23 protein-coding genes and 1 tRNA gene are annotated in these 23,314 nt (G+C 69.7%); 7 read left to right on the top strand and 17 right to left on the bottom strand.

The features are described 5' to 3' along the window. Positions 1 to 76: 76 nt before the first annotated feature. From GSE44_RS03165 to GSE44_RS03135, 7 genes are all read right to left on the bottom strand, one after another. Positions 77 to 152, bottom strand: a tRNA-Glu gene (locus GSE44_RS03165). Between the two features lie 73 nt (positions 153 to 225). Further along, the gene (locus GSE44_RS03160) at positions 226 to 894 is read right to left on the bottom strand and encodes an outer membrane lipoprotein (RefSeq protein WP_159347223.1); all 669 of its coding nucleotides are present in this window, start codon (positions 892 to 894) and stop codon (positions 226 to 228) included. A gap of 115 nt (positions 895 to 1,009) precedes the next feature. Beyond that, the gene (gene recJ / locus GSE44_RS03155) at positions 1,010 to 2,809 is read right to left on the bottom strand and encodes a single-stranded-DNA-specific exonuclease RecJ (protein ID WP_201305910.1); all 1,800 of its coding nucleotides are present in this window, start codon (positions 2,807 to 2,809) and stop codon (positions 1,010 to 1,012) included. Further along, the gene (gene glpX / locus GSE44_RS03150; RefSeq protein WP_159347221.1) at positions 2,802 to 3,794 is read right to left on the bottom strand and encodes a class II fructose-bisphosphatase; all 993 of its coding nucleotides are present in this window, start codon (positions 3,792 to 3,794) and stop codon (positions 2,802 to 2,804) included. The genes recJ and glpX overlap by 8 nt, the downstream gene beginning before the upstream one ends. Continuing rightward, positions 3,791 to 5,077, bottom strand: coding sequence for a homoserine dehydrogenase (locus tag GSE44_RS03145; protein WP_159347219.1), 1,287 nt, complete (start codon positions 5,075 to 5,077; stop codon positions 3,791 to 3,793). The genes glpX and GSE44_RS03145 overlap by 4 nt, the downstream gene beginning before the upstream one ends. After that, positions 5,074 to 6,303, bottom strand: coding sequence for an LL-diaminopimelate aminotransferase (locus GSE44_RS03140; protein ID WP_159347217.1), 1,230 nt, complete (start codon positions 6,301 to 6,303; stop codon positions 5,074 to 5,076). Before GSE44_RS03140 ends, GSE44_RS03145 begins: the two co-directional genes overlap by 4 nt. Before the next feature lie 70 nt (positions 6,304 to 6,373). Continuing rightward, positions 6,374 to 6,979: a hypothetical protein gene (locus GSE44_RS03135; protein ID WP_159347215.1), complete on the bottom strand. Its 606-nt coding sequence runs from the start codon at positions 6,977 to 6,979 to the stop codon at positions 6,374 to 6,376. 119 nt (positions 6,980 to 7,098) lie between these two features. Between GSE44_RS03135 and phaC the strand changes: the two genes are divergently transcribed. Beyond that, on the top strand, positions 7,099 to 9,339 hold the full coding sequence (gene phaC / locus GSE44_RS03130) for a class I poly(R)-hydroxyalkanoic acid synthase (RefSeq protein ID WP_457852153.1): 2,241 nt from the start codon (positions 7,099 to 7,101) through the stop codon (positions 9,337 to 9,339). Positions 9,340 to 9,363: 24 nt separating this feature from the next. Here phaC and GSE44_RS03125 read toward each other — a convergent pair whose 3' ends face one another. From GSE44_RS03125 to GSE44_RS03095, 7 genes are all read right to left on the bottom strand, one after another. Further along, the gene (locus GSE44_RS03125) at positions 9,364 to 9,999 is read right to left on the bottom strand and encodes a hypothetical protein (RefSeq protein ID WP_159347214.1); all 636 of its coding nucleotides are present in this window, start codon (positions 9,997 to 9,999) and stop codon (positions 9,364 to 9,366) included. Positions 10,000 to 10,051: 52 nt separating this feature from the next. Beyond that, positions 10,052 to 10,597 carry a hypothetical protein gene (locus GSE44_RS03120; RefSeq protein ID WP_159347212.1) on the bottom strand — a complete coding sequence of 182 codons (546 nt, stop codon included), beginning with the start codon at positions 10,595 to 10,597 and terminating at the stop codon, positions 10,052 to 10,054. A 15-nt stretch (positions 10,598 to 10,612) separates the two neighbouring features. Then, entirely contained in the window at positions 10,613 to 11,134 is a 522-nt protein-coding gene (locus tag GSE44_RS03115) for a gamma carbonic anhydrase family protein (RefSeq protein ID WP_159347210.1), read from the bottom strand. After that, on the bottom strand, positions 11,131 to 12,099 hold the full coding sequence (argC, locus tag GSE44_RS03110; protein ID WP_159347208.1) for an N-acetyl-gamma-glutamyl-phosphate reductase: 969 nt from the start codon (positions 12,097 to 12,099) through the stop codon (positions 11,131 to 11,133). The genes GSE44_RS03115 and argC overlap by 4 nt, the downstream gene beginning before the upstream one ends. A 127-nt stretch (positions 12,100 to 12,226) precedes the next feature. After that, positions 12,227 to 12,721 (bottom strand): 30S ribosomal protein S9, encoded by a 495-nt coding sequence (gene rpsI / locus GSE44_RS03105; RefSeq protein ID WP_159347206.1) that lies wholly within the window; start codon positions 12,719 to 12,721, stop codon positions 12,227 to 12,229. A gap of 2 nt (positions 12,722 to 12,723) precedes the next feature. Then, a complete protein-coding gene (rplM, locus tag GSE44_RS03100; protein WP_235924531.1) occupies positions 12,724 to 13,206 on the bottom strand; it encodes a 50S ribosomal protein L13 in 483 nt (160 codons plus the stop codon). A 223-nt stretch (positions 13,207 to 13,429) separates the two neighbouring features. Next, entirely contained in the window at positions 13,430 to 13,798 is a 369-nt protein-coding gene (locus GSE44_RS03095) for a DUF4870 family protein (RefSeq protein ID WP_159347202.1), read from the bottom strand. A gap of 251 nt (positions 13,799 to 14,049) precedes the next feature. Between GSE44_RS03095 and GSE44_RS03090 the strand changes: the two genes are divergently transcribed. From GSE44_RS03090 to GSE44_RS03080, 3 genes are all read left to right on the top strand, one after another. Then, positions 14,050 to 14,745 (top strand): extensin-like domain-containing protein, encoded by a 696-nt coding sequence (locus tag GSE44_RS03090; protein WP_159347200.1) that lies wholly within the window; start codon positions 14,050 to 14,052, stop codon positions 14,743 to 14,745. After that, the gene (locus tag GSE44_RS03085) at positions 14,742 to 15,596 is read left to right on the top strand and encodes an NAD(P)H-binding protein (protein ID WP_159347198.1); all 855 of its coding nucleotides are present in this window, start codon (positions 14,742 to 14,744) and stop codon (positions 15,594 to 15,596) included. The genes GSE44_RS03090 and GSE44_RS03085 overlap by 4 nt, the downstream gene beginning before the upstream one ends. 75 nt (positions 15,597 to 15,671) lie before the next feature. Then, entirely contained in the window at positions 15,672 to 16,847 is a 1,176-nt protein-coding gene (locus GSE44_RS03080) for a M20 aminoacylase family protein (protein ID WP_159347197.1), read from the top strand. On the opposite strand, the gene GSE44_RS03075 is transcribed toward GSE44_RS03080, so the two are convergent. Beyond that, positions 16,771 to 17,724: a LysR substrate-binding domain-containing protein gene (locus GSE44_RS03075; protein ID WP_159347195.1), complete on the bottom strand. Its 954-nt coding sequence runs from the start codon at positions 17,722 to 17,724 to the stop codon at positions 16,771 to 16,773. The genes GSE44_RS03080 and GSE44_RS03075 overlap by 77 nt on opposite strands. A gap of 119 nt (positions 17,725 to 17,843) precedes the next feature. On the opposite strand from GSE44_RS03075, the gene GSE44_RS03070 reads away from it, so the two are divergent. From GSE44_RS03070 to GSE44_RS03060, 3 genes are all read left to right on the top strand, one after another. Next, positions 17,844 to 19,550 (top strand): acyl-CoA dehydrogenase family protein, encoded by a 1,707-nt coding sequence (locus GSE44_RS03070; RefSeq protein WP_159347193.1) that lies wholly within the window; start codon positions 17,844 to 17,846, stop codon positions 19,548 to 19,550. After that, positions 19,547 to 20,518 carry a Bug family tripartite tricarboxylate transporter substrate binding protein gene (locus tag GSE44_RS03065; protein ID WP_159347191.1) on the top strand — a complete coding sequence of 324 codons (972 nt, stop codon included), beginning with the start codon at positions 19,547 to 19,549 and terminating at the stop codon, positions 20,516 to 20,518. Before GSE44_RS03070 ends, GSE44_RS03065 begins: the two co-directional genes overlap by 4 nt. A gap of 69 nt (positions 20,519 to 20,587) precedes the next feature. Further along, entirely contained in the window at positions 20,588 to 22,417 is a 1,830-nt protein-coding gene (locus GSE44_RS03060; protein WP_159347189.1) for a CocE/NonD family hydrolase, read from the top strand. A 67-nt stretch (positions 22,418 to 22,484) separates the two neighbouring features. Here the strand turns inward: GSE44_RS03060 and GSE44_RS26135 are convergent, their stop codons facing one another. Both GSE44_RS26135 and GSE44_RS03055 read right to left on the bottom strand, forming a co-directional pair. Further along, the gene (locus GSE44_RS26135) at positions 22,485 to 22,619 is read right to left on the bottom strand and encodes a hypothetical protein (RefSeq protein ID WP_268893617.1); all 135 of its coding nucleotides are present in this window, start codon (positions 22,617 to 22,619) and stop codon (positions 22,485 to 22,487) included. A gap of 155 nt (positions 22,620 to 22,774) precedes the next feature. Then, the gene (locus GSE44_RS03055) at positions 22,775 to 23,098 is read right to left on the bottom strand and encodes a hypothetical protein (protein WP_159347187.1); all 324 of its coding nucleotides are present in this window, start codon (positions 23,096 to 23,098) and stop codon (positions 22,775 to 22,777) included. Positions 23,099 to 23,314: the final 216 nt, after the last annotated feature.

Raw genomic sequence — 23,314 nt, 5'->3', positions numbered from 1 at the left:
GGCAGTTCTGAGTGTGGGGGTAATTGTGGGGTGGGAGAGCAGAAACCATCAAAAACCCAATGGTTTCAATGGGCATTGGCGTCCCGTACGGGATTCGAACCCGTGTTGCAGCCTTGAAAGGGCCGCGTCCTAGGCCTCTAGACGAACGGGACAGGCCGGACCCTGCCAAAGCGGCAGGGGCGGGCGGTCACTACAACGCCCGGAGCTCTTCGTCCAGACGGCGCGTCACAATGCGAGCGGCGCCTCAGGCGGGACCAGCGGGCTCCGCGGTGAGGGCGGTGCCTCGACCGAAGCCGGCGCGGCCGGCGGCAGCTCGCTCCGTACAGGCGCCTCCGCAGGGCCTGGCGGCGTGCCCTGGGCCGCCGAACTGGCGGCCGGCGGGTCAGCCCGGACCGGAGCCTGCACCGGTGCGGGCTGCTGGCCCTCGGCAGTCGGCACCTCGGCCACCGTGTAGTCCGGCACGATTCGCGCCTGGGCACCGGCGATCACCAGAACCTTCTGCCCGAGCGGCAGCGGCGGCACGTCCCGCTGGGTGACGTTCACCAGCTCCCCGTTTGTCTTCCGCACAATATATTCGGTGCCACGATTGTCATTCACCACCCGCTCGGCGGCAGATCCGAACAACCCGCCGACCAGCCCGCCACCCACGCCGGCCAGGGCGGAGGTCAAGCCACTGCCGGGCGTGGACCCACCGACGATCCCGCCGGCCGCCGCGCCCACCGCCGCGCCGGTTGCCCCGTCCGATGTAATAGCAACCTCCCGCGCGCCGATGATCACGCCCTGCTGAACCGGGTTCGCCTGCTGTACCGCGCGGGTGGAATAGGTGTCGGCAGAATAGTTGCTGCCGCAGGCGGCAAGCAGCAGGAGAGGGATCAGGAAACGGCTGGGCGGCATGGGAACTCCGCGATCTGTCCGGAAGAGCCGGGATTTGCATGGGACCGGAGGGCCCAGTCCGGGGCTCAGCGCCGCGAGTTAGGACGAGCAGCCGCCCAGGACAACCCGGGAAAAATCAGGCGGGTGCCGCATCCTGCACATGCAGGCAGGTCGAGACTTCGCCGTTCCAACTCTCCGCCCGCAGCGTGCCGCAGAGATGCAGTGGCATCCCCCGCGCGCCGAGGAGCAATTCAGCCAGCGGGCCCTCCTTGGCGCGGAAGCACACGGCCTTCAGCCGCCCGCCCCCCTCCCCCTCGAGGAACATGCGGATGGTCGCGCCCTCCTTCCCTACACGGTCGGCGCGGACGACCCGGGCGCGCCGCAGGGCGAAGACCGGCTCCTCATTGCCCGTGCCGAAGGGCGCCAGGCGCCCCACCTGCTCCGCCAGCGCGGCACTGGCCGCGGCGACCGAGAGCGTGCCCTCCACCACCAGCGCTGCCGCGTCCGGAAGCTCGGAGGCGCGGGCCAGGCGCTCGTTCAGGAAGGCCTGAAGCGCCTCCCGCTTCTCGGCGCGGAAGCCGAAGCCGGCCGCCATGGCATGCCCGCCCCCGGTCTCCAGCAGCCCAGCCTGACGGGCCGCGATGATGGCGGCGCCGAGGTCGATCCCGGGCACCGAGCGGCCGGAACCCTTCGCCAGCCCGTTCGAGACCCCCGCCACCAGCGTCGGCCGGTTGAACTTTTCCTTCACACGCCCGGCGACGATGCCGACCACGCCTGGGTGCCACCCCTCCCCGCAGATGAGCAGCACCGGATGGCCGGCGGCGACCGCCTGCTCGGCCATGCTCAGCGCGGTACCCATCACCTCCGCCTCCACCTCCTGGCGGCGCCGGTTGGTGGTGTCGAGCCGCTCCGCCATGGCCCGGGCCTCGAGCGGATCGGTCTCCAGCAGCAGCCGCAGCGCCAGATCGCTCTCCCCGATCCGGCCCGAGGCGTTGATGCGCGGCCCGAGGCCGAAGCCGAGCGAATGAGCGGTGGGAATATCCTTCACCCCAGCCACCTCCAGCAGGGCCGCGACGCCGGGGCGCCCGCGCCGCGCCATCACCCGCAGGCCCTGAGAAACGAGCGCGCGGTTCAGGCCCGTCAGCGGCATCACGTCACAGACGGTGGCGATGGCGACGAGGTCCAGCAAATCCAGCAGCGGCGGCTCGGCCCGTCCTTCGAAGAAGCCAGAGCGGCGCAGCGTGCGGTGCAGGGCAACGGCCGCCATGAAGCAGACGGCGCCCGCGCAGAGGGTGCGGAGGCCGGAATCACAGTCCAGCCGGTTGGGGTTCACCGTCGCGAGAACTGCCGGCGGCGGCCCCTCGGCCTTGTGATGGTCCAGCACCACCACATCGGCGCGCCCGCGGGCCGCCTCCAGCGCCTGATGGGCGGCGATGCCACAATCGACGCAGACGACGAGCGTCGCCCCGGCCTCGCACAGCGCCGCGATGGCCGGCGCGTTGGGGCCGTAGCCTTCCTTGATCCGGTCCGGGACGTAATGGGTTGCCCGCGCGCCGAGGTCGCGCAGCACCTTCGTCATCAGCGCCCCGGCGCAGGCGCCATCGGCATCGTAATCGGCGAAGATCGCCACATGCTCCCCTGCCCGCACGGCCTTGGCCAGCCGTTCGGCGGCCGGGTCCATGTCCCGCAGGCAGGATGGGTCGGGCATCAACGCCCGCAGCCGCGGCTCCAGGAAATCCTGCGCCAACTCTACCCCCACGCCGCGCGCGGCGAGGAGGCGGCCGACCAGCTCCGGCACCTCCAGCCGCTGCGCGATGGCAAGCCCGGTGCGTGCATCCGCTTCCCGCCAGACCCAGCGGCGACCAGTGGCGCTGCGCGAAACGCCGAGTACCGCCTCCGAGGCGGCCTCGGCGTCCAGGAGACCGGTGTCAGGCAATGAACGCAGTCGGCTTGGTGGCGAAGTTGTGGTGGCCCTCGATGTAGCGGACGGTGCCGGTCTTGCTGCGCATGACGATGGAATGCGTCACCGCGCCGGCGGCATGGCGCCGCACGCCGCGCAGCATAGCGCCGGTGGTGACGCCGGTGGCGGAGAACATCACGTCGCCCCTCGCCATGTCATCCACGTTGAAGACCCGCTCGGGATCGGTGATCCCCATGGACTTCGCACGCTCGCGCTGCTCGTCGTTCTCGTAGATCAGCCGCCCCTGCATCTGCCCGCCGATGCAGCGCAGTGCGGCGGCCGCCAGCACACCCTCCGGCGCGCCGCCCCAGCCAAGATACATGTCCACCCCGGCCTCGGGCTGGGAGCAGGCGACCACGCCAGCGACGTCACCATCCGGGATCAGCATGATCCGCGCCCCGGCCTCGCGGCAGGCACGGATGATGTCCTTGTGGCGGTCGCGGTCCAGGATGCAGACCACGAGATCCTCGATCTCGGCGTTCTTCGCCCGCGCAAGGTTCTTCAGGTTCTCCTTCGGGCTGGCATCCAGATGCACGACGCCCGGCGGCAGGCCGGGGCCCACCGCGATCTTGTCCATGTAGATGTCGGGAGCGTGCAGGAAGCCGCCCTTCTCCGCCACCGCCAGGGTGGCGATGGCGTTTGGCATGCCGCGGGCGCAAATGGACGTGCCCTCAAGCGGGTCCACCGCAATGTCCATCTGCGGCCCGCCGGCGCCGACCTTCTCGCCGATGTAGAGCATCGGCGCTTCGTCCATCTCACCTTCGCCGATCACGACGGTGCCGCTGATCGCGACGCTGTCGAAGGCGCGGCGCATGGCGTCCACCGCGGCGCCATCGGCGCTGTTCTTGTCGCCGCGCCCGATCCAGCGGGAGGCGGAGAGGGCCGCCGCCTCGGTCACGCGCACCAGCTCCATCGCCAGGTTGCGGTCGCTCTGGAGCGGCTCGTTGGGATTGATGCTCATGGGTTCTCGATCCGGATGAGGGCGGGGGGTTCGAGCACGGCGTCGAGCGCCGCGATGCGCGCGATGGCCTCGCGCATCGCGGACTCGCGTGCGTCATGGGAGGTAAGGACTACGGGCACGGCCTCGCCGGGCGCGCGGCCACGCTGCAGCATGGATTCCAGGCTGATCCCGGCATCCCGCAGCACCCCGGTGACATCGGCGATCACGCCGGGCCGGTCCACCACCATCAGGCGGAGGTAATAGGCGCCGGAATGCCGCTCCATGCCGACCGACGGCAGGGCGGAGAAGGAATCCGCGCCCCAGACCGGCGTGTGCCGGCCGCGGGCGATGTCGACCAGGTCGGAGACCACCGCGCTGGCGGTCGGCCCGGCGCCAGCGCCGCGCCCGACCAGCACCACGCGGCCGACATGGTCGCCCTCGGCCACCACCGCGTTGAACACGCCGTCCACGGTGGCGATGGGGTGCGAGACCGGCACCATGCAGGGATGCACCCGCGTCTCGACGCCGGCATCGCTGCAGGAGGCGATGCCGAGCAGCTTGATGCGGTAGCCCAGCTCCTCGGCCAGCTTGATGTCGAGCGCGGAGACGGCCCGGATGCCCTCCACATGCACCGCGCCGAAATCGACAGGCCGGCCGAAGGCGAGCGCCGCCAGGATGGCCAGCTTGTGGGCGGCGTCGATGCCATCCACGTCGAAGGTCGGGTCAGCCTCGGCATAGCCGAGCTTCTGCGCCTCGGTGAGCGCCTCCGCGAATTCGCGGCCGCGCTCGCGCATCTGCGTCAGAATGTAGTTGCAGGTGCCGTTGAGGATGCCGGTGACGCGCGTGATGCGATTGCCGGCGAGCCCTTCGCGGATCGCCTTGATGACCGGGATGCCACCCGCGACGGCGGCCTCGAAAGCCAGCGGCACATCGGCCTTCGCCGCCAGCTCTGCCAGCTCCGCGCCATGGACGGCCAGCAGCGCCTTGTTGGCCGTGACCACCGGCTTGCCGGCCGCCAGTGCCGCCTGGATCAACGCGCGCGCCGACCCTTCGCTGCCACCGATGGTCTCCACCACCACGTCGATGGCCGAGTCGTTCGCAAGGGCGACGGGGTCATCATACCAGCGCAGCCCTTCCAGGCTGATGCCGCGATCCCGCGTGCGGTCCCGCGAGGAGACGGCCGTGACGGCGATGCGCCGTCCGGCCCGCGCCGCGATGATTTCGGCATTCTGCCGCAACAGGCCGAGAACCCCGGCCCCGACCGTGCCGAGACCGGCCACCGCAACTGCAAGAGGACGGGTCATGCGCCGACGATGTCCTCTTTCGCGCGGTCCTCAATCGGAGGCGCGGCATTGTCTCCCTGCAGGAAGGTCTTGATCCCGCGAAGGGCCTGCCGGATGCGGTGGTTGTTCTCCACCAGCGCGATGCGGACATGATTGTCGCCATGCTCGCCGAAGCCGATGCCCGGCGCGACAGCCACTTTCGCGCGGGCCAGCAGAAGCTTGGAGAACTCGACACTGCCCATATGCCTGAAACGCTCCGGGATCGGTGCCCAGAGGAACATGGACGCATCCGGCGAGGGCACATCCCAGCCGGCCTGCTTCAGCCCCTTCACCAGCACGTCGCGCCGGTCCTTATAGAGCGCCCGCATCTCCGCAATGCAGTCCTGCGGCCCATTCAGCGCGGCGGTCGCCGCCACCTGGATGGGCGTGAAGGCGCCGTAGTCGAGATAGGACTTCACCCGCGTCAGCGCCGCGATCAGCTTCGGATTGCCCACCGCGAAGCCCATGCGCCAGCCCGGCATGTTGTAGGTCTTGGACATGGAGGTGAACTCCACCGCCACATCCTTGGCACCTTCCACTTCCAGCACCGAAGGCGGCGGCGTATCGCCGTAATACAGCTCCGCATAGGCGAGGTCCGAAAGGATGAAGATCTCGTGCCTGCGGCAGAAGGCCACCAACTCGCGGTAGAACTCGATGCTCGCCGTCAGTGCCGTCGGGTTGGACGGGAAGTTGACGATCACCGCCGTCGGCTTGGGCACGGAGTGCCGCACAGCGCGGTCGATCGCGCGCAGCATCTCGTCATCGGGCGTGTAGGGGATGGAACGCACGCTGGCGCCGGCGATCAGGAAGCCGAACTGGTGGATCGGATAGGATGGGTTTGGCACCAGGATGGTGTCGCCCGGCGAGGCGATGGCCTGGGCCAGGTTCGCCAGGCCTTCCTTCGAGCCGAGGGTGGCGATCACCTCCGTCTCTGGATCGAGCTTCACCCCGAAGCGGCGCGCGTAATAGGCGGCATGCGCCCGCCGCAGGCCGGGAATGCCCTTGGAGGCGGAATAGCGATGGGTGCGCGGGTCCTGCACCGCCTCGATCAGCTTCGCCACGATATGCGGCGGCGTGGGGCTGTCGGGATTGCCCATGCCGAGATCCACCACATCCTCGGCGGCTGCCCGTGCCTTGGCCTTGGCGGCGTTGACCTCCGCGAAGACATAGGGTGGGAGGCGTCGGATTCGGTGGAACTCGTCGGTCATGATGCGGTGCTCGGCGTTTCTTCGTTCGGGAGAGCAGGTCAGGAGGATAGCACGGGGGAGAGGGCAGCGGTCAGAGGCCGCGGGGCGCGATCGGCGGAAAGCTGGGCGGCGCGGCCAAGTCAGGCGGCGGCGGGGCGCTCATCTCGGGCGGGGGCGCGGCCGGTGCGGCGTCCTCCATCCGAGGGGCGTCCGTGCCGGGCAGGAGCAGCGTCGCGGGGCCGGTGCCGATGCGCGGCGCAGCGGCCAGGCGCGGCGACTCGGGCGGGGCCGCGGGCACCACGGCCAGGCCTTCGGTGGCGGGGCGCTCCGGCAGGGGCCTGCCCGGCAGCTGCGGGTTGGCGGCGGCGGCGCGGTTGGCCTCCAGCATCGAGGACAGTTCCGCGCGGGCGCTGGCCGGCCCGCGGGAGGGGCGCTGGGGGATGGTCGCCAGGTTGGGGCTGGCCTCGGCCATACCGGGCGGCAGCGGCCGGCCCTCCAGCGCTTCGCCCGTGAGCTGGCGATAAAATTCCCAGGGGCTTTCGCCGGGCGAGCCGACGCAGCCGCCCAGCACAAGTGGCAGCGCGACCGAAACGAGCAAGGCCGCCACAGCCGGGCGCGCTTGTCTCGTCCGATCCCGGTCCCTAGCTTCCCCGAACCGGATGAAGTCCGGCCGGAACGGCATGACCTGCTTTCGCATCGCACGCTCCTCTCCACCGGGGGTTTGCCGCAGAATGGCGAGCGGCGGAAGCCACCGAGCCGGAAGCCGGGTAAGCCGGCGCACCAGTTGCCGGGCAGGAATGGGGAGAGGACGCGCGGATGAGTCAGAAGCGGGAGAGCGGCCGTACGCCGCCGGAGGTCGCGCGGTCTGGAGCCGCGGCGCTCGGCGGGCCGGAGGAAGGCAGCCCCCCCGCCCCGCGCAAGGCCGCCGGCAAGGGCCAGGATCAGCCGGCTGGCAAGGCCGGAGGGGGCAAGGGGGCGCAAACTGCACCCTTCTCGCGCCACGAACAGGCGCCGATGGTGCGCGCCACGCCGCCACGCGCGAGCACGCCGGCCGCCGAGCCTGAAGCCTCCCGCCTGGCCATGGCCATCGCCTCCTCCTCCCCTCTGCCGGGGCCGGCGCCGGCCCATGGCGAAACCGTGAACGGCATGGCGGCCAAGGAACCCGCCCAGGAAGCCGTTGGCGCTCCGGCGAAGGACACGTCCCCGGCGGCTTCACCGTCTTCGGAGGATGCGGCCCCGCCCTCCCCTGCCTCGAATGCTGCGCAGGAGCTACCCGGCTTTCGCCTCCCTGATCCCAGCGTCGTCAGCCGCACCATGGCCGATGTGGCGGAACGCGGTCAGCGCATCGTCGGCGACTTCCTGCGCCGCCAGGGTGGCGCCGACGCGCCACCCAATCCGGATCCGCTGCACATCGGCGGCGCCTTCCTGGAAATGACGGCGCGGCTGATGGCCAATCCCGCCCGCATCATGCAGGCGCAGATCGGGTTCTGGCAGGATTACCTTACGCTCTGGCAGAACACCGCGCGTCGCATGATGGGCGTGCAGGTCGATCCGGTGATCGCGGAACGCAAGGGCGACAAGCGCTTCAAGGATGATGCCTGGCGCGAGAACGAGGTCTTCGACTTCATCAAGCAGTCCTACCTGCTCTCCTCCCGCTACTTCACCAATGTGGTGAACGGGGCGGAGGGGCTCGCGCCCAAGACCGCGCAGAAGGTCGATTTCTACACGCGGCAATTCGTCGATGCGATGAGCCCGACCAATTTCTGGCTTACCAATCCCGAGGTGCTGCGCAAGACGGCCGAGACAGGCGGCGAGAACCTGCTCAAGGGCCTATCCAACCTGCTCTCGGACCTCGAGCGCGGGCGCGGCAAGCTGCGCATCAACATGACGGATGAAAGCAAGTTCTCGATCGGCGAGAACATCGCCGTCACCCCGGGCAAGGTGGTGTATCGCAATGCCTTGATGGAGCTGATCCAGTACAGCCCCACCACGGAAACCGTGCTCAAGCGCCCGCTGCTGCTGCTGCCGCCCTGGATCAACAAGTTCTACATCCTGGACCTGCGGCCGAAGAATTCCTTCGTCCGCTGGGCGGTCAGCCAGGGCCATACGGTCTTCGTCTGCTCCTGGGTGAACCCGGATGAGACGCTCGCCGAGATGGGCTTCGACGACTACATGCGCCTGGGGCCCTATGCGGCACTCGATGCCATCGAGCAGGCGACGGGCGAGCGCCAGGTGAACGCCATCGGCTACTGCCTTGGGGGAACGCTGCTCGCCAGTACCCTGGCGCATATGGCGAAAAAGGGCGACGACCGCATCGCCTCGGCCACCTTCTTCACCACCATGCTGGATTTCGAGGAAGCGGGCGAACTCGGCGTCTTCATCGACGAGGAGCAGCTCCAGGCACTCGAGGCCAAGATGAGCCAGCGCGGCTTCCTCGAGGGATCGGAAATGGCCGATACCTTCAACATGCTGCGGGCCAACGACCTGATCTGGTCCTTCGTCGTGCAGAACTACCTGCTCGGGCAGGAGCCCTTCCCCTTCGACCTGCTCTTCTGGAACGGCGATTCCACGCGGATGCCGGCGAAGATGCACAGCTTCTACCTGCGCCGCATGTACCAGCAGAACGATCTGGTGAAGCCCGGCGCCATCGAGCTGGACGGCGTGCCGCTCGACCTGCGCGAGATCAAGCTGCCGACCTATGTCCTCGCGACGCGGGAGGACCACATCGCGCCCTGGAAGAGCAGCTACCGGGCCACGCAGATCTTCTCCGGCCCGGTGCGCTTCGTCCTGGCGGCATCGGGCCATATCGCCGGCGTGGTGAACCCGCCCGACAGCGGCAAGTACAGCTACTGGGTCGGCAATGGCGAGGCGCCGCCCCAGCCGGCCGAGTGGTTCGAGGGCGCGACCGAATTCGCCGGTTCCTGGTGGCCGGACTGGCAGCGCTGGGTCACGGCGCAGGACCGCACCATGGTGCCTGCGCGCCAACCCGGCGACGGCAGGCTGCCTGCGCTGGAGGATGCGCCGGGAAGCTATGTGAAGGTCATGGCGGGGGACTGAGGCCCCCGCCAGGACCTTTTCCGGTCAGATGCTGAAGGGGATCGGCCCCCTCCCGCCCCGGTCGGCCGGGACAGGGGTGTCGAAATCCTGTGCCCAGCCATTCGTCTCGTCGAGGCTCCGCACCTGGCCGGCCAGGGCGCTGGCTGCGATCTCCCCCTGCGGCAGTGGCCCCGGATCGGAAAGGCGCGCCAGCGCCGCCTCCCCCCCGCGGGGGAAGAGGGCCGTGGGCAGTGCCGCAGCTGCTGCCGTGCGGTTACCGGCCTGCAGTGCGCGATAGGCTTCGGCCAGGGTGGCGGCCATGCGCGGCGAGGGTGCCAGCGGATCAGCGCCCAGGGCCCCGCGCATTTCGTCCCGCGCGAGTCCGATGGCCTCTCGCGTGCCGCGGGGAAGCGGCGCCCATCGGGGCTGGCTCATCAATTCCACCGCCAGCCATTCCAGCAGCGCGGCTGCCCGGGCGACGCGGGCGGGATGACCGGAGATGCCCGTATTCGCGCCCTGCAGCGACTCGGCCAACGCAGCCACTGCGGCACGGCCGGGGTCCACCCCGGTCGGCAGCAGCCCGGCTGGCGCCGGCCACGGCAGGTTCGGCCGCCGCAACTCGTCGCAGGCGCCAAGGGGCGGCAGGGCAAAGAGGGAGAGCAGGGCGCGGCGTCGCGTCATCGAATGGTCCGGTGCCATGGGCCGCGCAACATGCCCCGGCCGGGGCCCGGCGTCACGGGAAGTCCCAATCCTCCTGCCGACCGAACTCGATATCCCGTTGCGCCCGACGCGTGGCGAGGTTGGCCTGGGGCATTCGCGGCATGTTGGCGAGGCGCGCGAGGGTGTCCGGGCTGAAGACCGGTGGCGGCAGCGCCGCCGCGGCGGCAGCGCTGTCGCCCCGATTCAGGGCGGCCGCAGCCTGCTCCATGCCCGCGATCACCACGGCGGGCGGCGCATCGGTCGAGATGCCGAGCGCGTGGCGTACCTCCCAGCGCGCAGCGCTCAGGGCTGGGGCGGTCACCGCGCTGAATATGTAGAAGCTGCGGTCCGCCGCAACCGCCTCTGCCGACCATTCGAGCCGGCTGACGGCCACCGCCGCCAGGGCCGGGCGGCCCTGTAGGCTGGCCGGGTTGCCGAAGGCCTCGGCGGCGCCCTCGATGGCATTGTAGGCCGGGGTACGGTTGCCCTGCGCCGCCAGAGGAGGCACGGGCGGTGCCTCGGTCTGGGCGGCGCAGCCCGCAAGCCCGAGGGCCAGGACAAGCGCGATCGGTCTGATCATAACAGGGGGGTGTCCTCAGAGGCTGGCGCGATGCTCCTTCGCCAGCGCTACATAGTGAGCCGCCGTTTTGTCCCAATCGGCGCGCTCCTCCGCCGACATCACGCGCACGAGGCGCGCGGGCGACCCGAGCCAAAGCTCATTCGGCCCGATGCGCTTGCCGGGCGCCAGGAGCCCTCCGGCACCGAGCATCCCCCCCTCCTCGATCACCGCCTTGTCCAGGACCGTCGCGCCCATGCCGACGAAGGCGCGGTCCTTCAGCGTGCAGGCATGAATGATGCAGGCATGGCCGATGGTGACATCGGCGCCGATCACCGCCGGCATGGTGCCGGCATTCACATGCACGATCGTGCCGTCCTGCACGTTGGTGCGGGCGCCGATGCGGATGAAGTTCGTGTCCCCGCGAAGCACGCAGCCGTACCAGACGCTCGCATCCTCCTCGAGCGTGACATCGCCGATCACGGAGGCAGAGGGCGCCACAAAGGCGCTCTCATGCAACTTCGGCCACTGGCCTTTGAAAGGGTAGAGGGGACCACTCACGCTGCTTGCTCCATCCGGCTGGCGGCGCGGAGCCCCAGCATCAGCTCCAGGTTCTGTACGGCCGCGCCCGAGGCACCCTTGCCCAGGTTGTCCAGTCGCGCCACCAGCACCGCCTGCCGCCGCTTCGCATTACCGAAGACGCGCAGTTCCAGCGCATTGGTGTTGTTCAGCGCCTCGGGCTCCAGCTTGCCATTCGCCTCCGGCGGCATCACGCGGACCCATTCGGCGCCGCGGTAATGCGCCTCCAGCGCCGCCTGCAGCTCTGCCGGATCCGGGTTGCCCGTCAGCATGTCGAGATGAAGCGGAATGGAGACGAGCATCCCCTGCCGGAAGTCACCCACGCTGGGCACGAAGATCGGCCGCCGGGAAAGGCCGGAATAGAGCTGCAGCTCCGGCAGGTGCTTGTGCTCCAGGGAAAGGCCGTAGAGCTCGAAGGCCGGAGCCCCCTCCCCTTCGAAGGCCGCGATCATGGACTTGCCGCCGCCGGAAAAGCCCGACACGGCATTGACCGTGACCGGATAGTCCTTCGGCAGGATCCCGGCCTCGACCAGCGGCCGCAGCAGGGCGATTCCGCCGGTGGGATAGCAGCCGGGATTGGAAACGCGGGGGTTCGCCGCGATGGCCGCGGCCTGGCCCGGCGCCAGTTCGGCGAAGCCATAGGCCCAATCCGGATCCACCCGGTGCGCGGTGGAGGCATCCAGCAGCTTCGGGGCCTGTGCTCCGAGGCTGGCGGCCAGGGCCGTGGCCTCCTTGGCGGCGTCATCGGGCAGGCAGAGCACCACCGCATCCACCTCGGCAAAGATGTCGCGCTTGGCGGCGGGGTCCTTCCGGCGTTCGGCGGGCAGGGAGCGCAGGGTGATGTCGGCTCGGCCCTGCAGGCGCTCAATGATCTGCAGGCCGGTCGTGCCGGCCTCGCCATCAATGAAGACGCTTGGAATGCTGCCGGACTTGCTGCCGTGGGCCATCTGGCTCTCCTCAGGGGTACAAATAGGGGCACGAAGTTGCTGAAACGCAAGAGGGGCGGCCCTTGCGGGCCGCCCCTCCTGATCTCGATCCTGGATGCAGGACCGGCGTGACGCCGGCCCGCCAGCGTCAGCGCTTGCTGAACTGGAAGGAACGTCGGGCCTTCGGCTTGCCGTACTTCTTCCGCTCGACCACGCGCGGGTCGCGGGTCAGGAACCCGGCCTTCTTGAGGATCGGGCGCAGGCCCGGCTCATAGTTGGTCAGGGCGCGGGACAGGCCGTGGCGCACCGCGCCGGCCTGGCCGGAAAGACCGCCGCCGACAACCGTGCAGATCACGTCGAACTGCTGGTAGCGGTCGGCCACCAGAAAGGGCTGCGCGATCAGCATGCGCAGCACCGGGCGGGCGAAATACTTCGCCGCCGGCTTGTCATTGATCGTCACCGTGCCCTTGCCAGGCTTGATCCAAACGCGGGCGATCGCGTTCTTGCGGCGGCCGGTGGCATAGGCGCGGCCCAGGGAGTCGCGCTTCGGCTCACGGGTGACAGCGGCCTCGGGGCTGGCGGGAGTGCCGGCGACGAGATCCTTGAGGTCGGCCAGCGAGGTGGCGGTGGTCTGCTCGCTCATGTTCAGGCGGCCTTCTTCGCGGCGGCGACGTTCTTGCGGTTCATCGAGCCGACATCGAGCGGCTTGGGCGACTGGCCAGCATGCGGGTGCTCGGCGCCGGCATAGACATGCAGGTTGCGCATCTGCTGGCGGCCGAGGTTGTTGCGCGTGATCATGCGCTCCACGGCCTTCTCGAGGACGCGCTCGGGGAAGCGGCCCTCGAGGCCCTCACGCGCGGTGCGCTCCTTGATGCCGCCAGCATAGCCGGTGTGCCAATAGAACACCTTCTGCTCGGCCTTGTTGCCGGTCAGCTGCACCCGCTTAGCGTTGATGATGACGACATGGTCGCCGCAATCGACATGCGGGGTGAAGGTGGTCTTGTGCTTGCCGCGCAGCAGGTTGGCGACGACCGTGGCCAGGCGGCCCAGGACGAGGCCGTCGGCGTCGATCAGGATCCAGTTCTTCTGGACGTCCGCAGGCTTGATCGAGCGGGTCTCTGTTTTCAGCATGATCCGTCAGTTCATTCGGTATTGCGGTGCGGCATATGCCCGCAGGATACGCCAAGGTCAAGGAAAAGATGTGTGGTATTGCTTTACCACACCTCGGGAAGGCCCGAAAGATCGGGCTTCATGCAAGGTATCCGCCCACAGGAACTGCCAGCGTGCATTGGTCCATGGGCCGGGGCACCAGGCGGCCGATCGCTGGCCGCCCGGCTTCCGATCCGATGCCTCAGAAGAAGCGTGCCGGATTGTCGATTGCCTTGTTGTCGAGCCAGGCCAGGATGGCCCGGACGATCCGGACGATGAACCACACACCGGTGAAGATCAGGATCGGAAGCCCGACGAACAGGAAGAGCAACAGGCTCCCCACGAAGCTCAGCGCCAGCCCGATCCAGAAGGTGCGGATCGCATAGGTCAGGTGGGATCCGTAGATTGATCCGGCGGCATCCTTGCGCTTCATGTAAGCGATCACGAGGCCGACCAGGGTGGGAATACCGAAGAAGAGCATGCCGGCCGCCATCATCCCGTGGACCATGATGGCGGTGTTGCGGAGGCTACTGATCTCGCTTGGCTGGGAAGGCGCTGCCACGTCGCTCATGCCGACGCTTACTCCTCGAATCGTGACGGAGCCGCATCAATAAGTCCACCGGCACCATTTCGGCAACGTTACTTCGGTCCGTTCTTGTCACATCGCTCTCCGCGCACGAACCACTCACCCCAAGAAGCGGCTCGTCCGACCGGGGGACAGAAACAGCCGCCGCGAGCCTCGTCCGGCCTGCCGCTTCGACCCAGCCATGGGTCCGCATTCCAGATGTACTCTCCGCTGAGCCGCCCCTATCTGCTTCCCTCATGCGCCGCCTGGCCCTTCTCCTTTTCCTCCTTCCGGTCCTCGCCCTTCTCCTTGTCCTGCTGCCCCGCGCGGTCGTGCTTCCCCCCGCCTGGGATCCCACGGCCCCGCTGGACCTGCGGGAGCCACCAGGGTTGCTCACCCGCTACAAGCTCTCTCGCATGGCGCGGGAGCCGGGGCTTTGCGCCGCCTCCTTCGCCCTCTCGGGCATTCCCCTCCAACCCCTCCCGCCCCAGCCGCTGCGGGATGGCTGCGGCATCGCCGAGCCGGTCCGCCTCCCGAGTGATTTGCGCGTCTCCCCTAGCCCACCCGTGGTGAACTGTCCTTTGGCGGCCGCCTGGGTGATCTTCGAGCGCCATGGCCTGCAGCCGGCCGCGCAGGAGGAATTCGGCCAGCGAGTGACGGGAGTGCGCCACCTTGGCTCCTACAACTGCCGGAATCTCTATCACCGGGCCGGCGGGCGCCGAAGCCGGCATGCCACCGCCGATGCGCTGGACCTGGCGGGCTTCACCCTGGCCGATGGCCGCAGCATCGCCCTGCCGCGGGACTGGGACTCCCCCGGCCCGCCCGGCGACTTCCTGCGGGCGGTGCGGGACGCCGCCTGCCGGGTCTTCGGCGCGGTGCTCGGCCCAGACTACAACGCCGCCCATCGCGACCATTTCCACCTGGACCGAGGAGGCTGGGGAACCTGCCGATGAACCAGCCCGTCGCCGTGATCGGCGCCTCCGGCCGCTCCGGCCAGTCCCTCTGCCGCGCGCTGCTTGCCGAGGGCATGCCCTTCCGAGCGGTGGTGCGGGACGCCGGTCGTTGGGCCGCCACCGGCCTGCCCGGCAAGCCGCGCCTCGCCGATCTGCGCGACCCCGAGGCCCTGCGCGTGGCGCTGGAAGGTGCCGGGCGCGTTGCCTCCTGCGCCCATGCCCGCCATGCCCCGGCCATCCTCGCCACCGCCCCGCCGGGAGTCCCGCTGGTGCTCATGGGCAGCACCCGCCGCTTCTCCCAATGGCGCGACGACCATGGCGATGGTGTCCGCCGCGGCGAAGCGGCGCTGCTCGAAAGCGGCCGGCCCGGCGTCATCCTCCACCCCACCATGATCTATGGCGCCCAGGGTGAGGACAACGTCCAGCGCCTCGCCGCCCTGCTCCGCCGCCTGCCCTTCGCCCCCCTCCCCGGTGGCGGGCGCTCCCTGGTGCAGCCGATCCACCAGTCCGACGTCGCCCGCTCCCTGATCTCCGCCCTGCGGCGCGACTGGGACGGCCCGCGGGCGGTGGTGGTCGCCGGGCCGGAGCCGGTGCGCTACGTGGATTTCCTCCGCGCCGTCTGCCGCGCCGCCGGCTTCGCCCCGCCTCGGGTGGTGCCCTTGCCGCTGGCGCCGCTGATCGCCGCCGCGCCGCTCTTGCGCCTGGTTCCCCGGCTTCCCCGCATCCGCGCGGCCGAGCTTCGGCGCCTGACGGAGGACAAGGCCTTCGACATCGAGCCGATGCGCACCCTGCTCGGGGTGGAGCCGATCGGGCTGGACGAAGGGCTCGCCCTGACCTTCAAGGCACCCTGAGGCAATGCGCCCTGAGGGGCTTCACACCCAGCCCCTCCACGATCACCATCTGCCCCTTCGCGCATTGAGGTATCCATGCCCATCATCAACCGCATCGCCGAGTTCCACGACGACATGACTGCGTGGCGTCGAGACTTCCATCAGCACCCAGAGCTGAACTTCCAGGAGGTCCGCACCAGCCGCATCGTCGCCGAGAAGCTGCGTGAATTCGGCTGTGACGAGGTGATCACCGGCATTGCGACCACCGGCGTGGTCGGCGTCATCAAGGGGCGCGGCGAGGGCGGCGCGATCGGGTTGCGCGCCGATATGGACGCGCTGCCGATCCATGAGGAATCCGGCGTCCCCCATGCCTCCCTCACCCCGGGCGTGATGCATGCCTGCGGCCATGACGGCCACACCACCATGCTGCTTGGCGCCGCGCGCTACCTGTCCGAGACGCGGAACTTCTCCGGCACCGCCTACATGATCTTCCAGCCCGCCGAGGAGATGGGGGGCGGCGGCGAGGTGATGGTGAAGGAAGGGCTGTTCGAGCGCTTCCCGATGGACCGCGTGTTCGGCCTGCACAACTGGCCGGGCGCGCCGGAGGGCACCTTCCTGTGGCGCGTCGGCCCGGTCATGGCGGCGGTCGCGGATATCCGCATCACGGTCACTGGCAAGGGCGCGCATGGCGCCATGCCGCATCAGGGCAACGATCCGATCGTCATCGCCGCGCAGATCGTCACCGCGCTGCAGTCCATCGTGGCGCGGAACGTGGAGCCGGTGGAGGGCGCGGTCGTCACCATCGGCCAGATCGAGGGCGGCCTGGCATTCAACGTGATCCCCGAGGTGGTGAACCTGCGGGGCACCGCCCGCTGGTACCTGCCGGAGGTCGGCGACATCCTGGAGAGCAAGGTCCGCTCCCTCGCCACCGGCATCGCCGCCGCTTTCGGTGCGAAGGCCGAGGTCCAGTTCGACCGCATGTACCCCGCCACCATCAATGAGGAGACCAGCACCGGCCTCGCCGCCGAGGCTGCCCGTGCGGTTGCGGGCGATGCGAAGGTGGAGCTGCTGCCCAAGCCCACCATGGGCGGCGAAGACTTTTCCTTCATGCTGAACGCCAAGGACGGCGCCTATCTCATGCTGGGCGCCGGCCGCACGGCGCAGGACCCGCAGGTCCACCACCCGCGCTATGACTTCAACGACAACGTGCTGTCGCTCGGCGCGTCCTGGTGGGCGACCCTGGTGGAGCGGCAGCTTCCGCGGAAGGGCTGAAGCCCGCGGCTTCGGCCGCGAGCCAGCCACGGAGGGCGGCCAGCGCCGGGTCGCCTTCCCGTTCCGCGTCATGCAGCAGGGTGAAGCATCGCGTCGTCACGCGGATGAAGGGATGCGGCGCCACCACCCGCCCCACCGCCAGGTCCTGTCCGACCAGCGCCCGGATGGCCAGCGCCACGCCCAGCCCCTCCGCCGCCGCATCCAGCGCCAGCGCGATGCTTTCGAAACGCGGCCCGGTTGATGCATCCACGCCGCTGATCCCGGCGGCGGTGAGCCAACGGGCCCAGTCATCCGGCCGTTGCCGCGAATGCAGCAGCGGCTGCCCGTGCCATGCAAAGCCGCCTGGCCCGATCAAGCGCGGGGCGCAGACCGGAATCATCTCGATGGGCACGAGCGGCAGCATACTCAGACCGGGGCGTGGCCGTGAATCGGCCACCGCGACCACGGCATCGAAGGCGCCCGGCACCAGCTCCAGCGGATCCGCGCTCGTCTGCAGCTCGATCTCCAACTCCGGATGTTGCTCCCGCAGCCGGTTCCAGCGCGGGATGAGCCAGCGACTGGCGAAGAGCGTGTAGGCGCCCACCCGCAGCCGCCGCATCGGCGCGGCGTGCCGCATGGCGACAATGCCCGCTGCGATCCGGTCCAATCCATCCCGCGTGGCGGCGAACAGCGACTCCCCCGCCGGCGTCAGCGCCAAGCCGGTGGGGCTGCGGGTGAACAGCGCCACCCCCAGCTCCTCCTCGAGCGCCCGCACCGCACGGCTGACAGCGCCCGGCGTCACCGCCAGCTCACCCGCCGCACGGGTCACGCTGCGGTGCCGCGCCGCCGCCTCGAAGCTGCGGAGGCCGACCAGGGAGGCCAGGCGTCGGTAGGTCATCGGCGTTGAGTTTAGCTCAATACCGCCGCCGAACAAATCGATTGGCAGCCGAGCCGCGCCCGATCAGCTTCCCCATGCCAGCCAGGCCTCGACGGCCCAGGAAACGAGGAAGCGCGCCCATGCATGTCCGCCCCCCCGGCCCGCCGGCTGGTGCCGCCGCGATTCCGGACAGCCACGGCCTGAACCTGTTCCGCGCCGACCCAGTGCTGGCACGGCTCGCCACGCTTTACCTGCCGCCCGACCTCGCCGGGCATCTGGCCCCGCATCTCGATCGCCTCGGCGCCCTGGCCGGCGGCACGCTCGACGCGCTGGCCACCTCGGCCGACCATCACCCGCCCGAACTGCACCACCGCAACCGCCGCGGCGAGGATGTGCAAAGCATCGAGTACCACCCCGCCTATCGCGAGATGGAGCGGCTGGCCTTCGGCGAGTTCGGCCTCGCCGCCCTGTCGCATCGCGGCGGCGTGCTGGGCTGGGACAAGCCCATGCCGCCGGCCGCGAAATACCTGCTGACCTATCTTTTCGTGCAGGCGGAATTCGGCCTCTGCTGCCCTGTCAGCATGACGGACAGCCTGGCGCGCACGCTTCGAAAGTTCGGCGATCCGGAGCTCGTCGCGCGCTACCTCCCCGCCCTGACCAGCCAGGACCTCGATGCGCTGCACCAGGGCGCGATGTTCATGACCGAGCAGGGCGCCGGCTCTGATATTGCGGCGACCGTCGTCTCCGCCGCGCCGCGCGAGGACGGGACCTGGGCGCTTTCGGGCGACAAATGGTTCTGCTCCAACCCGGATGCCGAGCTGGCCATGGTCCTCGCCCGCCGGGAAGACGGCGCACCAGGGCTGAAGGGCGTCTCGCTCTTCCTCCTGCCGCGGACCCTGCCGGATGGCACGCCTAACCACCACCGCATCGTCCGGCTGAAAGACAAGCTCGGCACCCGCTCCATGGCGAGCGGCGAGGTGACGATGAATGGCGCCATCGCTTGGCTGGTGGGCGAGCCCGAGGCCGGCTTCCGCCAGATGGCGGACATGGTGAACAACTCCCGTCTCTCGAATGGCGTGCGCGCCGCCGGCATGATGCGCCGCGCGACCACCGAGGCGCTGTTCATCGCCCATCGCCGCACCGCCTTCGGCAAGCGGCTGATCGACATGCCGCTGATGCGCCGCCAGCTCGCGAAGATGCTGGTGCCCACCGAGCAGGCGCGCAGCATGGTTTTCCAGACGGCCGAGGCGCTGCGCCGCTCGGACGCCGGAGAGGAAGGCGCATATCCGCTGCTGCGCATCCTCACGCCGCTCATCAAGTTCCGCGCCTGCCGCGACGCTCGCAAGGTGACCGGCGATGCCATGGAGGTGCGCGGCGGCTGCGGCTACATCGAGGAATGGTCGGATGCGCGGCTGCTGCGCGATTCCCATCTCGGCAGCATCTGGGAGGGCACCAGCAACATCGTCGCCCTCGACGTGCTGCGCGCCGCGACGCGCGAGGGTTCGCTGCCGATCCTGCGAGACCATGTGCGCAGGCTACTCGGCAACAGCGAGACGCTGCCGGAGGCCGCGCCGGCGCTGGACCGCGCCATCGCCCTCGCCGAAGCCGCTCAGGCGGACCCGGCGCTGGCCCGACAGGCGGCCTCGGCCCTCTACCACGTCACCTCCGCCGCGGCCCTGGCCTGGGAGGCCGCGCGCCTCGCCCTGCCCGAGCGGCTGGAACTCGCGCGACTGACGCTGCGCCACCGCGTGCTGCCGCGCGATCCACTCGATCCGGTGTCGGACGACGCCGCAACGCTCCGGGACATGCTGAACGATCCCGGCGCGAATCAGGGAGAAACCGCATGAATGAACTCACGCTCGGCCGCCGCATCCTTCTCGGCGCTGCCGTCGCCGCGCTCACGCGCCCGGCCCTTGCCCAGCCCGGCGGACGGCCGGTGCTGCTGGTGGTTCCCTTCTCCCCGGGCGGGCCGACCGACCTGATCGCCCGCCGCCTTGCCGTGAGCCTGGGCGATAGCCTTGGGCAGACCGTGGTGGTGGAGAACCGCGCAGGTGCCGGCGGCAATATCGGCGCCGAATTCGTCGCCCGCAGCGCACCGGATGGCCACACCATCCTCTTCGGGACCTCGGGGCCGCTCGCCATCAACAAGATGCTCTATCCCGGCCAGCCTTATGACCCGATGAGGGATTTCGCGCCGATCGCGCCGCTGGGCCGCATTCCCAACGTGCTGGCAGTGAATGCCGAAGTGCCCGCGCGCAACGTGCAGGAGCTGATCGCCCTCTCGAAGAAGCAGCGCCTCTCCTTCGGCTCCTCGGGCAACGGCGCCTCCTCGCATCTCGCGGGCGCGCTGTTCAACACCATGGCCGGCACGCAGATCGAGCACATTCCCTATCGCGGCACCGGCCCCGCGCTGAATGACCTGCTGGCCGGCCATATCGCCATGGTCTTCACCGATGTCCTCACCGCCCTGCCGCATGTCCAAGGCGGCCGCCTGCGCGCCCTCGGCATCACCACGGCGGAACGCTCCGTCGTCCTGCCGGACCTTCCCACCGTCGCCGAACAGGGGCTGCCCGGCTACGACGCCTCGGTCTTCTTCGGCCTTGTGGTCGCCACCGGGACACCGGAGCCGATGCGGGAGCGACTGCGCACCGCCTTCACCGCCTCCCTTGCCCAAGCCGAGATGCGGAAGTTCCTGGAGAGCCAGGGCATGCAGCTTGCCCCAGACCTAGCGCCCGCAGCCCTGATCAGGCTCATGGCCACGGAGACGGAGCGCTGGGCCCGGGTGATCCGCGAGGCCAATCTGCGCGCGGATTGACGGGGCGGCCGCCGGGCGGCATCGCAATCAGGCAGGGCATGGCGCCCCGTACCCGGGAGAATGATCGCGATGTCGGACGGCGATTCGGGAAGCACGGCCTGGGCGGTTCCGCCCAGCGCCTATTCGGCCGGGCGCGAGGCGCCCTTCGCCCTGCCGGCGGCGCCGCTCTCGCGCTACCTGCCGATGCGGGACGGCTGCCGCATCGCCATCGATACCTGGCTGCCGGAGGGCACCACCAGCCCGGTGCCGGCCATCCTCATCCTCACCCCCTATTACCGCCGCTTCCGGCTGCGGGAGGGCGGTACGGGCGATGCGATCCCCAATGCGGGCAAGTTCGTCCGCTTCCTCGTTCCCCGCGGCTATGCCGTGATCGTCGTCGACGTGCGCGGCACCGGTGCCAGTTTCGGCACGCGCGACAGCTTCCGCTCCCCGAAGGAGCGCGAGGACAGCCGAGAGATCGCCGATTGGATGGTGGCGCAGCCCTGGTCCGACGGGCGGATCGGCGCGACGGGCATCTCCTATCCCGGCGCGGCCTCCGACTTCCTGGCCAGCACCGGCCATCCGGCGGTGAAGGCCATCGCCCCGCTCTTCGCGGTCTGGGACACCTACACGGATAACTACTATCCGGGCGGCATCCTGCTGAAGGAGCTGGCGCGCTCCTATGACGAGCTCATGGTCGCGATGGACCATGACCGGCGCGACCTGCTGCGCAACTATGTCTACTACGCCAATCCAGACCTCGCCGGACCGCATCCGGTGGACGAAGACCCGGACGGCGCGCTGTTGGCAGAGGCGATCCACGAGCATCTCGGCAACTTCCGGCAGCCGGATTTCATGGGCGAGTTCCGCTTCCGCGAAGATCCGCTGCCCTATGATCCCTCCTTCAGCTCGGCCTCCTTCAGCCCCTATTCCGTGAGCGCGGGCATTCGCCCGGATGTCGCCGTGCTGGCCGTCTCCGGCTGGATGGATGGCGCGGGCTACGCCAATGGCGCGATCTCCCGCTTCCTGACGCTGAAGGACAACCCGGTCCATCTGCTGCTCGGCCCCTGGGACCACGGGGCGCGCTGCAACGTCTCCCCCTGGCGGCGCGACGTGACGCCGGATTTCGACCTGCTGGGAGAGCTGCTGCGCTTCTTCGACCATTATCTGATGGGCCGCGAGACCGGCCTGCCGGCCGAGGCCCCGGTTCATTACTTCAGCCTCCATGCGGAGACCTGGCAGTCGGCCGCCTCCTGGCCCCCGGTTGCCGCAGCCCGCCGCCTCGGCCTGTCAGCAGAACAGGCGCTGGCCGATACCCCTGCCGAAGCCGGGCGGGACGAAACCCGTGCCGACTTCGCCGGCGGTTCCGGCCATGGCACGCGCTACGAGCGCATCGCCGGGATCAACAGCACCAGCTATTACGCCGATTGGGCGGAGCGGCAGGCGGGGCTGCTCTCCTACACCTCCGCGCCTGTCGAACGGGACATGGAGATGACCGGCCACGGCATTGCCGATCTCTGGATCGAATCCAGCGAGCCCGATGCCGGCCTCTTCCTTTACCTCTCCGAGGTCGAGGCGGATGGCAGCATCCGCTACGTCACCGAAGGCCTGCTGCGCGCGCTGCACCGGAAGGAAAGCCCGGCGCCGGAGCGCTACCGCACCACCTGGCCCTTCCGCTCCTTCCACCGGCCCGATGCCGCACCGCTGGTCCCGGGACAGGCGGAGCGCATTCGCATCCCGCTCCTGCCCACCTCCTGGGTCTTCAGGACCGGCAGCCGCATCCGGCTTTCGATTGCAGGCGCCGATGCCGACCATTGCGCCCAGGTGCCGCATGGCCGGCCACCACGCCTGACGCTGCTGCGCGGCGGCGACAGGGCTTCCGCACTGGAACTGCCAATGCGGGCCTTGGCGCGAGGTTAGCCCGCCCGCTTTGGTTTGCTCGCAGCGGAGAACAGTTTCGGGCTGCGCAACGCGCGATACGGCCGGGTCAGGGCAGCCGGCCGCCATTCGCAATGCAAGCCTCGATCAACTTCTGCCGCTCGCCGCGGGCGCGTGACAGCGAGCCCGGAAGGTGGCGGCGCTCGACCTCCTTATGGCACTGCAACCCGGTGGCGGAAGGCACCGAGCGTTCCTGTGCTGCGGCGCTGCTGCTATCTGCCATGATGAGCCAAAGGGAAGCCGCCAGTACTGCGAAGCGCATCCGTCCAGGCCTCGTTCGCAATTCCGCCTCGCCGTTTGGCACGCTCCCCCTCCGGCGCCCGGGCTGAGTCCCGCGGCTCAGTGCTGGCCGGAGGACCGTTCCGACCGCCGTGACTGCGCGATGCGGTCCAGCATATCCGTGGCGTAGCGGCCGGCATCGGCCAGGCGCGGCGCATCCATGTCGAGTCCCTCGAGGTCGCGTGCCGCCTGCGAACTGTTCGCCACGAAGACGAGCATCGATACGACTTCCTCGAAATCCGCCTGCGGCAGCCGCGCCGCGATTGCCGCGACCGTCATCTCCAGCACAAGCAGGCGCATGCCAATGCCTTCCGGCTCGTCCTCGGCCTCCGGCACACGATCGTTCAGCGGCACGTACAACTCCCGCGCGAAGTGGCGCCCCACCTTATGGTCCGAGCGCGGCGTGAGGCAAGAACGGACACCGGACGGGGCACATGCCGCCGGTGCCGAGCTTCGCGCCATTCCCGCGGCTGCGCTTCCCGGGGCCGTGTTCCCGTCAGCGCGAGCGAAACACGGCTCAGGCCATCCTGCCTTTCCGGCAGCGCGGGCTGCACCCCGGGGCGGCGGTGCCGGCAAAGCATTCCGCGCCACGCGCAGCCT

Source organism: Muricoccus harenae (assembly GCF_009848505.1).
Taxonomy (GTDB): Bacteria; Pseudomonadota; Alphaproteobacteria; order Acetobacterales; family Acetobacteraceae; genus Roseomonas; species Roseomonas harenae.
The sequence above is the reverse complement of the archived record's forward strand: the minus strand, read 5'-3'. Positions and strand labels throughout refer to the sequence as shown.

Bases quoted from the DNA above. Each gene is read 5' to 3' on its own strand.
- GSE44_RS03065 (WP_159347191.1), top strand. From the start codon at position 19,547: ATGAATGAACTCACGCTCGGCCGCCGCATCCTTCTCGGCGCTGCCGTC.
- GSE44_RS03060 (WP_159347189.1), top strand. From the start codon at position 20,588: ATGTCGGACGGCGATTCGGGAAGCACGGCCTGGGCGGTTCCGCCCAGC.
- GSE44_RS03120 (WP_159347212.1), bottom strand. From the start codon at position 10,597: ATGATCAGACCGATCGCGCTTGTCCTGGCCCTCGGGCTTGCGGGCTGC.
- GSE44_RS03160 (WP_159347223.1), bottom strand. From the start codon at position 894: ATGCCGCCCAGCCGTTTCCTGATCCCTCTCCTGCTGCTTGCCGCCTGC.
- rpsI (WP_159347206.1), bottom strand. From the start codon at position 12,721: ATGAGCGAGCAGACCACCGCCACCTCGCTGGCCGACCTCAAGGATCTC.
- glpX (WP_159347221.1), bottom strand. From the start codon at position 3,794: ATGAGCATCAATCCCAACGAGCCGCTCCAGAGCGACCGCAACCTGGCG.
- GSE44_RS03080 (WP_159347197.1), top strand. From the start codon at position 15,672: ATGCCCATCATCAACCGCATCGCCGAGTTCCACGACGACATGACTGCG.
- GSE44_RS03075 (WP_159347195.1), bottom strand. From the start codon at position 17,724: ATGACCTACCGACGCCTGGCCTCCCTGGTCGGCCTCCGCAGCTTCGAG.
- GSE44_RS03085 (WP_159347198.1), top strand. From the start codon at position 14,742: ATGAACCAGCCCGTCGCCGTGATCGGCGCCTCCGGCCGCTCCGGCCAG.
- argC (WP_159347208.1), bottom strand. From the start codon at position 12,099: ATGGCCCACGGCAGCAAGTCCGGCAGCATTCCAAGCGTCTTCATTGAT.
- GSE44_RS03070 (WP_159347193.1), top strand. From the start codon at position 17,844: ATGCATGTCCGCCCCCCCGGCCCGCCGGCTGGTGCCGCCGCGATTCCG.
- GSE44_RS03095 (WP_159347202.1), bottom strand. From the start codon at position 13,798: ATGAGCGACGTGGCAGCGCCTTCCCAGCCAAGCGAGATCAGTAGCCTC.
- GSE44_RS03140 (WP_159347217.1), bottom strand. From the start codon at position 6,303: ATGACCGACGAGTTCCACCGAATCCGACGCCTCCCACCCTATGTCTTC.
- phaC (WP_457852153.1), top strand. From the start codon at position 7,099: ATGAGTCAGAAGCGGGAGAGCGGCCGTACGCCGCCGGAGGTCGCGCGG.
- GSE44_RS03135 (WP_159347215.1), bottom strand. From the start codon at position 6,979: ATGCGAAAGCAGGTCATGCCGTTCCGGCCGGACTTCATCCGGTTCGGG.
- GSE44_RS03125 (WP_159347214.1), bottom strand. From the start codon at position 9,999: ATGACGCGACGCCGCGCCCTGCTCTCCCTCTTTGCCCTGCCGCCCCTT.
- GSE44_RS03145 (WP_159347219.1), bottom strand. From the start codon at position 5,077: ATGACCCGTCCTCTTGCAGTTGCGGTGGCCGGTCTCGGCACGGTCGGG.
- GSE44_RS03090 (WP_159347200.1), top strand. From the start codon at position 14,050: ATGCGCCGCCTGGCCCTTCTCCTTTTCCTCCTTCCGGTCCTCGCCCTT.